This is a genomic window from Hyphomicrobium methylovorum, from assembly GCF_013626205.1.
In the GTDB taxonomy this organism is placed as follows: domain Bacteria; phylum Pseudomonadota; class Alphaproteobacteria; order Rhizobiales; family Hyphomicrobiaceae; genus Hyphomicrobium_B; species Hyphomicrobium_B methylovorum.
Genome location: NZ_QHJE01000001.1, coordinates 1,669,606 through 1,679,183 on the forward strand (window position 1 = coordinate 1,669,606; position 9,578 = coordinate 1,679,183).

General features: G+C 59.4%; 9 protein-coding genes. 3 read left to right on the forward strand and 6 right to left on the reverse strand.

What is annotated here, in order from left to right:
* Window positions 1–16: 16 nt before the first annotated feature.
* Window positions 17–829: a class I SAM-dependent methyltransferase gene (locus tag DLM45_RS08195; protein ID WP_181336663.1), complete on the reverse strand. Its 813-nt coding sequence runs from the start codon at window positions 827–829 to the stop codon at window positions 17–19.
* 178 nt (window positions 830–1,007) lie between these two features.
* On the opposite strand from DLM45_RS08195, the gene DLM45_RS08200 reads away from it, so the two are divergent.
* On the forward strand, window positions 1,008–1,757 hold the full coding sequence (locus DLM45_RS08200) for an N-acyl amino acid synthase FeeM domain-containing protein (protein WP_181336664.1): 750 nt from the start codon (window positions 1,008–1,010) through the stop codon (window positions 1,755–1,757).
* Between the two features lie 75 nt (window positions 1,758–1,832).
* On the opposite strand, the gene leuC is transcribed toward DLM45_RS08200, so the two are convergent.
* The 3 genes from leuC to trxB form a co-directional block, all read right to left on the reverse strand.
* Window positions 1,833–3,242, reverse strand: a complete 1,410-nt coding sequence (leuC, locus tag DLM45_RS08205) for a 3-isopropylmalate dehydratase large subunit (protein ID WP_181336665.1) — start codon at window positions 3,240–3,242, stop codon at window positions 1,833–1,835.
* Window positions 3,243–3,389: 147 nt separating this feature from the next.
* Window positions 3,390–4,274 (reverse strand): LysR family transcriptional regulator, encoded by an 885-nt coding sequence (locus DLM45_RS08210; RefSeq protein WP_181336666.1) that lies wholly within the window; start codon window positions 4,272–4,274, stop codon window positions 3,390–3,392.
* Between the two features lie 109 nt (window positions 4,275–4,383).
* Window positions 4,384–5,352: a thioredoxin-disulfide reductase gene (trxB, locus tag DLM45_RS08215; RefSeq protein ID WP_181336667.1), complete on the reverse strand. Its 969-nt coding sequence runs from the start codon at window positions 5,350–5,352 to the stop codon at window positions 4,384–4,386.
* A 131-nt stretch (window positions 5,353–5,483) separates the two neighbouring features.
* Here trxB and DLM45_RS08220 point away from each other — a divergent pair, with 131 nt between their 5' ends.
* Complete coding sequence (locus tag DLM45_RS08220) at window positions 5,484–6,815, forward strand: MFS transporter (RefSeq protein WP_181336668.1); 1,332 nt, start codon at window positions 5,484–5,486, stop codon at window positions 6,813–6,815.
* Here the strand turns inward: DLM45_RS08220 and radC are convergent.
* Both radC and map read right to left on the reverse strand, forming a co-directional pair.
* Complete coding sequence (radC, locus tag DLM45_RS08225; RefSeq protein WP_181336669.1) at window positions 6,812–7,570, reverse strand: RadC family protein; 759 nt, start codon at window positions 7,568–7,570, stop codon at window positions 6,812–6,814. The genes DLM45_RS08220 and radC overlap by 4 nt on opposite strands.
* A gap of 15 nt (window positions 7,571–7,585) precedes the next feature.
* The gene (map, locus tag DLM45_RS08230) at window positions 7,586–8,419 is read right to left on the reverse strand and encodes a type I methionyl aminopeptidase (RefSeq protein WP_181336670.1); all 834 of its coding nucleotides are present in this window, start codon (window positions 8,417–8,419) and stop codon (window positions 7,586–7,588) included.
* A 107-nt stretch (window positions 8,420–8,526) separates the two neighbouring features.
* Here map and DLM45_RS08235 point away from each other — a divergent pair, with 107 nt between their 5' ends.
* Entirely contained in the window at window positions 8,527–9,576 is a 1,050-nt protein-coding gene (locus DLM45_RS08235; RefSeq protein ID WP_181336671.1) for an OmpA family protein, read from the forward strand.
* Window positions 9,577–9,578: the final 2 nt, after the last annotated feature.

Sequence of the window (9,578 nt, forward strand, 5' to 3'; positions counted from 1 at the left end):
CGCTTCGCCATTTGGCTCAAGCATTTTTCGTTCCGACGAGCAACAATTCCTGCAGCGTGAAATATAAAGCACCGCTTTCTTCGTGGCGGGGGCGCAGAAATTCGCGGAGTCGCGGTGCGCCCTCGGTTAGAATATGGCGGAGTTTCTCGATTGTTTTTTCTGAGCAACGCATTCGGGTCACCCACGAATCAAAATCGAGGTCTTTGCCGAATTGCTCGCGCGCGATGACGTTTATGTGAGCGTCAGCAAGTAAGCGAAGCCAAACCGACGGGGGTGGCGCGTTGCCGTGACTCGGGTCGCGAAGTTTTTCGAACGCGTTATAGGCAGCGGTTGCTTCAGCCAGATCCGTTTCGTTCGCGTCGGGAAGCGTTTCCACGCTTGGTGCCACGTTGTCTACGAGTGCAAAGCGGCCGCCGATTTTCAGCACTCGTTGCACTTCCGCGACGAACGCCTTGAGATCTGGGAAGTGATGCGCAGCCAAACGGCAGCAGACAAGATCGAACGAAGTATCGGGAAACGGCAGTGCGCTTGCTTCGGCAGTTGCCGTCGTCATGTTGGTGAGATTGCGAGAAGCGGCCAGCGTCGCCGTTTCGCGAAGCATTTCGGGGGTGATATCGCTCGCGATAATTTCTCGAACGAATGGCGCGAACGCGGCAGCCATATGCCCCGCGCCGGTGGCGACGTCCAAGGCGCGCCAATTCGCTTGCGGCGCAGCAAGTTCAACGATTCGATCGAGACTTTCACCTTTGGCATGAACGTCGGATGAAGCGTAATCGGCGGCCGCTACACCGAATTGTGATTTCACCAGCGCATTTGAATCAGAGGCCAATTCCGTAATCCTTGTTTTAGTTAATACCGCCTTAAAAAAAAAGCCTTTGTGCTCAAGGCGTCACTACGTAATGCTAATTCCCAAAAAGAAATTTTGCCGCATCGTTCTGCCGTTAGCCAATCTCTATTTCTTTCGAACTACATACGGGCCAATTCAAATTAGTTGAGACCTTTCATTCATGTCCCAACCCCTGGCGTTTCGTCCCCGGCAAGACACCTTGCCGACTGAGGAAGGATCTTGGCACGGTGATGCCAAGAACTTCGATCTGCGCGCTCTGAGTTCCTCAAGCGACATTCGCGAAGCGCTTCGGTTGCGTGGACGGGCTTATTCGGGCATCGGCTACAACATTGATTGCGTCGACGGCGAGTATCGCGATGAATTCGATGATATGCCGACGACGGTGTTGCTCGGTGCGTACGATCAAAATCGCCTCGTCGGTTGCGTGCGCCTCTGTTTCTCGCATCCCCGGCAATCGCTTTCGACGCTGCCGTGTGCTTCGCATTATCCGGCGCTGAATGATGTGAAGGCTCAGCAGCCGAACGGTCTCGTCGAAGTTTCCCGGCTGTCGATTGAGCCGGGCCTTAACAATGTGTCTTACCGCACGACGCTGTATGCGTTCCTCGTGCGTGCTTCGCTCACGGCGGCTCTTGCGGCTGGTGTGTCGATGCTGCTGATCGCTACGCGCCCGGACTGGGTGCGGTTTTACACGTATATGCTCGGCTTCAAGCAGATCGGCGACGCCGCGCTTTATCCGCCGGGTGATTTCAAGATCACGCTGCTTGGCGGCAGCCTGGAACAGGCGCAGATGCGGCAGAAGCTGCAGAACCGGTTCTTCAAGATTTCGAACGAAGAGATCGCGAGCATGGAGCGGGCGATTGCGCCTGCGATGGCGCGGACTGCGGCGCCGGAACTCCGCGTCGTCAGCTAACCTGCCAAGGACGTTCTTTTTGATTGAGCTCGGCGACTCCCGATCCGGGATTTGGCCGCCGAGCTTAGATGCGTATCAGGCGTCGCCCCAAGACCTCACATCGACGAAGTGACCTTCGAGCGCCGCCGCCGCTGCCATGACCGGCGAGACGAGGTGCGTGCGGCCCTTGTAGCCTTGGCGGCCTTCGAAGTTCCGGTTCGAGGTCGAAGCGCAGCGCTGGCCCGGCTTCAACTGATCCGGGTTCATGCCGAGGCACATGGAGCAGCCCGGCTCACGCCATTCGAATCCGGCTTCCTTGAAGATCTTGTCCAGACCTTCCGCTTCCGCCTGTTCCTTCACGAGACCCGAGCCTGGGACGATCATTGCGTAGTCCAGGCGAGACGATATTTTCTTGCCGTCTACGATGCGGGCGATGGCGCGCAGGTCTTCGATGCGGCCGTTGGTGCAGCTACCGATCCAGACAACATCCAGCGGGATGTCCGTCATCTTGGTGCCGGGCGCGAGGCCCATATAGTCCAACGCGCGCAGGATCGAAGCCTTCTTGTTCTCATCGTGCACAATCGCGGGGTCCGGCACCGTTCCGGTGACGGCCATGACGTCCTCAGGGCTTGTGCCCCAGGACACGATTGGTGGCAGTTTGGCTGCGTCGAGGCGAACTTCGCGATCGAAGTGGGCGCCATCGTCGGTCTTGAGCGTCTCCCAATAGCGAAGCGCAGCATCCCAGTTCGCACCCTTGGGTGACTTGGGACGATCCTTGATGAAGGCGTATGTTTTCTCGTCCGGCGCGATCATGCCGGCGCGAGCACCGCCTTCGATCGACATATTGCAAACCGTCATGCGGCCTTCCATCGATAGCGCGCGAATGGCTTCGCCCGCATATTCGATGACCGAGCCGGTTCCGCCCGCCGTGCCGATTTCGCCGATGATCGCGAGGATGATGTCTTTCGCGCCGACGCCGTTCGGCGCAACGCCGTCCACGGTCACGAGCATGTTCTTCGCCTTGCGCTGGATCAGCGTCTGAGTCGCGAGAACGTGCTCGACCTCGGATGTGCCGATGCCATGCGCGAGCGCACCGAATGCGCCGTGCGTTGAGGTGTGGCTGTCGCCGCAGACGATCGTCGTGCCCGGCAGGGTGAAGCCCTGCTCTGGGCCCACGACGTGGACGATGCCCTGGCGCTTGTCGCGCTCGTTGAAATATTCGATCCCGAAGTCGCGCGCGTTCTGCGCCAGCGTTTCGACCTGGATGCGGCTCTCTTCGTCTGCGATGCCCTTCGAGCGATCGGTCGTCGGCACGTTATGGTCGACGACAGCGAGCGTTTTTTCGGGTGCGCGAACCTTGCGGCCGGCCATGCGCAAGCCTTCGAAGGCTTGCGGGCTCGTTACCTCGTGCACGAGATGACGATCGATGTAGAGCAGGCACGTTCCGTCGGGAGCGCGCTCCACGACGTGATCGTCGAAGATTTTATCGTAAAGGGTCTTTGCCATTGGGTTTCTGTGGCTTTAGCCGAGCTGGACAGTGCACGAGCACAAGGTGGTTAGATAGCGTCAGAGGGGCGATAGCACAAATCAACCGTGGTCGCAGCGCCGATCAGGGGAATTCTGGCCCCTGGGGCCAATCTGCAGTCCCGATGCCTATTTCCTCGGAATCTTGGAGATCAGAAAGTCGCGCAAGAGCTGGACTTTCTTGGAATTCCGCAATTCCTCAGGGTAGGCGAACACCATATTGAGCGACGGCTGCTCAATATCCGCCAGGACCGGGACGAGGTCCGATTGCTGGTCGGTCATGTAGTCGGGCAGCATGCCAATTCCAATACCGGCCTTGATCGCGTATTTGATGGCCACCACGCTGTTGACCCTAAGCGCCGCTTCGCGGGGGCCGAGGCCATCCCGTCCGGCGGTTTCGATCCAGGCCATCGTGTCGAGATGGACAGCCGGAATGCCCGAGTAGGCGATGATGCGGTGGCTATCGAGATCCGTCAGTGATTGCGGTGTGCCGTACTTGCGAAGGTACTGGGACGAGGCGAACGCGCGCAGGCGGCTCTCGAACAGCGGGCGGCGAATGAGATCGATCTGTTCCGGTTCGCGCGTCCATATGGCGGCGTCGGCCGCGCGCATGCCGATATCGACCTGCTCGTCGTTCAAGATCAGCTCGACGCGGATGTCGGGATAGAGTTCGCCGAACTCTTGCAAGCGCGGTGTCAGCCAGATCGTGCCGAAGCCGATCGGCGCGGTGACGCGCAAATCGCCCGACGGCTTCGATGTCGAATCCGACAGCAACGTTTCGGCCGTCTGCAATTTGGCGAAGACTTCCGAGACGGTGCGATTGAGAAGCTCGCCCTGCTCAGTCAGCACCAGGCCGCGGGCGTGGCGATGAAACAGCGTGACTTTCAACGCAGCTTCAAGCGCCGAGATCTGCCGGCTAACGGCAGACTGGCTCATGTGAAGCTGTTCGCCTGCGTGCGTAAAGCTGCCTGCCTCCGCTGCGGCGTGGAAGATGCGTAATTTATCCCAGTCCATTTTTGGGGGAGCTTTCGCTGAGATAACTTTTCAGGGGGATTTTACGAAACGGCGGGCAAGTCTATCCCAAGGCAATTGGGTTGCAACGCTGTAGACTTATCAAGGTATCCTATTCCGCAGCAACTGCCTGACTTTCGACTTTTGCGAGATAACGCTCGGCTTCGAGTGCCGCCATGCAGCCCATGCCCGCCGCAGTGACGGCTTGGCGATAGACCTCATCCTTAACGTCACCCGCCGCGAACACGCCGGGGATAGCCGTCGCCGTCGAGTCGGGTGCCGTGATCAGGTAGCCAGACGGCGTCGTTTCGAGCTGGCCTTTGAACAGCTCGGTGGCGGGCGCGTGACCGATGGCGACAAACACCCCATCGACCGGCAATTCGGAGGTCTTGCCGGTTTTGACATTGCGAAGCCGCATGCCGGTTACGGAGCGCGGAAGCTCAGTGCCGGTCACTTCGTCCAGTGCCGAATCCCAAACGACGTCGATCTTCGGATTCTTGAAGAGGCGGTCCTGCAGGATTTTCTCGGCACGGAGGAAGTCGCGGCGATGCACGAGCGTGACGTGGCTCGCGAAGTTGGTCAGGAAGAGCGCTTCTTCAACGGCGGTGTTGCCTCCGCCGATAACGGCGACGCGTTTGCCCTTGTAGAAGAAGCCGTCGCACGTTGCGCATGCGGAGACGCCGTGGCCCTTGAATGCCTCTTCCGAGGGCAGCCCAAGCCAGCGTGCCTGCGCACCGGTGGCGATGATGAGTGCGTCGCACGTGTAGATGTCGCCACTGTCGCCTTCCAGCCGGATCGGGCGGGTGTTCAAATCGACCTTGTTGACGTAGTCCATGACGATCTTTGTGCCGACGTGCTCGGCCTGCGCCTGCATCTGCTCCATGAGCCAGGGGCCCTGAATCGGATCGGCAAATCCCGGATAGTTTTCGACGTCGGTGGTGATGGTCAACTGGCCGCCAGGCTGCGAGCCTTGGATGAGCGTCGGCTCAAGCATGGCGCGGGCGGCGTAAATAGCTGCTGTATATCCCGCGGGGCCGGAGCCCAGCACGATCACCTTGGAATGGTGAGGTTTATTGGTCATGATTGGAGCTCCGAGATACGGGTCATAATTAGGGGTGACCGGAGCGGAACGTCAATGTTGGGCGGGCAAGCTGTGGCAATTGGGGCGACGCGAATTGCCGAATTACCCGTCCATTCCTAGGGATCAGCCGCGTGAAAGAGACTGCCGAGGGATCGACGGAAAGTGAACCGAGCGTTCACCAAGAAGCGCCGCTCACCACAGCGAAGCGAATCAAGGCGATCCTCGTCGGGTCGTCCGGCAATCTTGTCGAATGGTACGATTTCTACGTTTACGCGGCTTTCTCGCTTTATTTCGCCAAGGCATTTTTTCCTGAAGGCGACCAGACTGCACAATTGCTCAATACGGCCGCGATATTTGCAGTCGGCTTTTTGATGCGGCCTGTCGGAGCCTGGTATTTCGGCCGTCTCGCGGACCGGCGGGGGCGTCGACTATCGCTGACGGCTGCTGTGCTGCTGATGTGCTTCGGGTCGGCGGTCATTGCCGTTACGCCGGTCTACGAAACCATCGGGATCGCTGCGCCGATCATTCTGCTTCTCGCGCGGATGATTCAGGGGCTGAGCCTTGGCGGCGAGTACGGTGCGAGCGCGACGTATCTCTCGGAGATGGCGACGCCGGAGCGGCGCGGCTTTTATTCTAGCTTTCAGTACGTCACGCTGATCGGCGGGCAGCTTTCGGCGATGACGGTGCTCATCATTCTGCAGAAGTTCGTTTTGACTGGTGAAGAGATCGAGGATTGGGGTTGGCGCATTCCATTCGCTATCGGAGCCGTTCTTGCGGCGATCGCGTATTTCATGCGCCGCGATCTCGTTGAGACGGAAGCCTTCCGACGTTCGACGAAACGTGAGGGATCGCTGCGCGCGCTGTTCGCGCATCCGCGCGAGGTCGCGATTGTGGTTGGACTGACGCTCGGCGGCACGCTCGCGTTTTACACGTACACCACGTACATGCAGAAATTCCTCGTCAATACGTCGGGCTTTCCGAAAGACACCGCGACGCTCATTTCCGCGTCGGCGCTGTTCATCTACATGCTGATGCAGCCGGTCGTCGGTGTTATTTCCGACATCGTCGGGCGGCGACCGATACTCATTACCTTCGGTGTTCTGGGTGCAACATTGACGGTGCCTTTGCTGACGGCGATTGGCGAAGTGCGTGATCCGCTAACGGCGTTCGGACTCGTTCTTGCGGGCTTGGCGGTCGTCTCCTGCTACACGGCGATCAACGCAGTCGTTAAAGCCGAACTCTTTCCGACGTCCGTCAGAGCGCTGGGTGTTGGGCTTCCATATGCGCTGACGGTCGCGATCTTCGGTGGCACAGCGGAATACGTCGCGCTGTGGCTGAAGCAGGCGGGGCGTGAATCTGATTTCTACTGGTATGTGTCTGGTGCAATCGCCGTGTCGCTGATCGTCTACGCATCGATGCGCGATACGCGCAACGATAGCGCGATGGATGAGAGACCGCGTTAGAAGAGCTGCATCGCTTTCAGGCTCGAATGGCCGTTGCGGCCGACGATAATATGATCGTGCACGGCGATGCCGAGCGGTTTTGCGACGGCAACGATCTCGCGCGTCATCTCGATGTCGGCGCGTGATGGCGTCGGATCGCCCGAGGGATGATTGTGTACGAGGACGATGGCGCTGGCGGAAAGTTCGAGCGCACGCTTTACGACTTCGCGGATGTAAACGGGCGTATGATCAACCGTGCCGCTGCCTTGGACCTCATCGGCGATAAGCTGGTTCTTTTTGTCGAGAAAGAGGATGCGGAATTGCTCGCGCGCTTCGAAGCCCTGCGCGAGACGAAGGTAATCGAGCACGCTCGTCCATGATGAGAGAGTGGAGCGCGCCTGGATCGTGCCTTTCGTAAAGCGTTCGGCTGCAGCTTTGATGAGTTTCAGTTCGGTGACGGCGCGATCACCGACGCCGTCAATTTCCTTCAGCCGTTCAGCAGGCGCGGAAATAACATCTGCAAACGAGCCGAACTTTGCCAGCAGGCGCTTGGCGATCGGCTTTGTGTCGATACGCGGAAAGGCGCGGCACAGGATCATTTCGAGCAGTTCGTAGTCCGGCAGCGCCTCGGCGCCACCGTTGTCGAAGCGTTCTCTCAGCCGCTTTCGATGTCCAATCTTGTCGTCGACAACGGGGCGTTCCGTGGCGGCGGTGAAAAGGCCGGCCTGTTCATTGACACCTGCCTTGTCGTCTCGCCGTCCCCCCGAACGCGCCATTCCATCATTCCAGTTTTATGCGGCGGCGCGAACGTTATAGGGCGGAAGATCATATCCCGCCGGGGAGCCGGTGAAGATTTCGCAGCCCGTTTCCGTAACGCCAACGGTGTGCTCGAATTGCGCTGAGAGCTCACGGTCGCGCGTTACGGCGGTCCAGCCATCGGCGAGGATTTTGACGTGCGGCTTTCCGAGATTGATCATCGGCTCAATCGTGAACAGCATTCCGGGTTCCAGAATGATGCCTTCACCCGGTTCGCCGTAATGCAGAATATTTGGCCGGTCATGAAACACGCGGCCGAGGCCATGACCGCAGAAATCACGTACCACGCTGCAGCGTTCGCCTTCAGCAAAGCGTTGGATCGCTGAGCCGATGTCGCCGGTGGTGTTGCCCGGACGGACGGCCGCGATCCCGCGCATCAGGGATTCATAGGTGACTTCCATCAGGCGTTCCGCGCGGCGCGAGACATCGCCAACGGGATACATTCGGCTGGTGTCTCCGTGCCAGCCATCGACGATCAACGTCACGTCGATGTTGATGATGTCGCCTGAGCGCAATGGCTTTTCGTTCGGCATGCCGTGGCAGACGACATGGTTGATCGACGTGCAGGTGGAATACCGGTAGCCGCGATAGTTGAGGGTGGCTGGCAGTGCGCCGTTATCCAAAGCGAATGCCAGAACCAGAGCGTCGATCTCATTCGTTGTGACGCCGGGCTGTACAATCGGCACCAGCATATCGAGGGCTTCAGCCGCGAGGCGACCGGCTTTGCGCATTGCAGCAAAAGCGTCCTCGCTGTGCAGGGGAATCTTCCCGTCCCGGCTCGCGCTTCGATTTACTTCAACGTTCGACATCTTGTTCCGGCTCCGGAAGCCATATGGCTCAACTTCTAATTTAGTGCAAAAATGCGGGAGCGCAAAAAGAGCGTCGCGCAACGACGCCTCTCACACTGGAGGAAGTCATGATTCACTCTCGTACCGCCATTCTGGCGGGAGTTTGCACTGTCTGCCTTGGTTTGCAATTCGGTGCTGCGGATATAGGCCATGCCGTGTCCGCGGTCGAGGCGTCGGGAAGCTATGACGCGCGCATTACAGGTTTCACCTCACCGCAGTTCTTTTCGGATCAGATGACGGAGCGGTCTGTTGCCCGGCTTCCGATCCGGCTCGCCCAGCAGGAGAACGATGGAAATTCATCGAAGCCCGCTTGGGCTGCTGAAGCAACGATGAATCCCGACTACGTCAACGATGGCGCGGCGGCCGCGGCGCCGGCTGCAGAAGAACCGCAGGTGGCGGACGCTTCCGCTTCGACTGGCGGACAGGCGACGACGTCATTCTACGGCGACACGAAGCCCACCGGCACACCGGCGTGGGCCGAAGAAGCAAAGATGAATCCGAACTACAATAAGGATGAGGCGGCAGCGCCAGCAGCACAGCCTGCCGCAGCGGCTGCAGAAGAGGCGGCTCCTGCTTCTCTCGGTGGCCAGGCGACAACGTCATTCTACGGCGGCTCGAAACCGACCGGCACGCCAGCCTGGGCTGAAGAAGCAAAGATGAATCCTGACTATAGTAGCGGCGCCTCTTCGTCCGGCTCTGCTACGGCGCCCGAACCTGCTGCGGCGGATTCAGTGCGAAGTGCTGCGGTTGAGGAATGCCGCAGCGCCGTCACGACCGCGGTTAAGGACGCGCGGTTGTTCTTCAACGAGGCTGGGTTTGGGCTTTCGGCCGAGGCGCGCGCGGCGCTCAATAAGGTTGCGAGAGCGCTCAAAACGTGCGGCGCAGTCATGGTCGAAATCGCGGGCCATACCGATAGCGTTGGTTCGCCGGAGAGCAACAAGACGCTCTCGGCAATGCGCGCGAAAGAGGTCGTTGAGTTTCTGGTCGGCGCTGGGGTCGACTCGAGCAAGCTGAAAGCTGTCGGACACGGCCAGGAAAATCCGGTTGCCGACAATTCGTCAGCCAACGGCCGGGCGAAGAACCGCCGCGTCGAGGTGCAGATTACGACGGGACAATAGTG

What these genes read in the sequence shown, in the direction of transcription:
- DLM45_RS08200 (WP_181336664.1), top strand. Translation starts at nt 1,008, where the DNA reads ATGTCCCAACCCCTGGCGTTTCGTCCCCGGCAAGACACCTTGCCGACT.
- leuC (WP_181336665.1), bottom strand. Translation starts at nt 3,242, where the DNA reads ATGGCAAAGACCCTTTACGATAAAATCTTCGACGATCACGTCGTGGAG.
- DLM45_RS08210 (WP_181336666.1), bottom strand. Translation starts at nt 4,274, where the DNA reads ATGGACTGGGATAAATTACGCATCTTCCACGCCGCAGCGGAGGCAGGC.
- trxB (WP_181336667.1), bottom strand. Translation starts at nt 5,352, where the DNA reads ATGACCAATAAACCTCACCATTCCAAGGTGATCGTGCTGGGCTCCGGC.
- radC (WP_181336669.1), bottom strand. Translation starts at nt 7,570, where the DNA reads ATGGCGCGTTCGGGGGGACGGCGAGACGACAAGGCAGGTGTCAATGAA.
- map (WP_181336670.1), bottom strand. Translation starts at nt 8,419, where the DNA reads ATGTCGAACGTTGAAGTAAATCGAAGCGCGAGCCGGGACGGGAAGATT.
- DLM45_RS08235 (WP_181336671.1), top strand. Translation starts at nt 8,527, where the DNA reads ATGATTCACTCTCGTACCGCCATTCTGGCGGGAGTTTGCACTGTCTGC.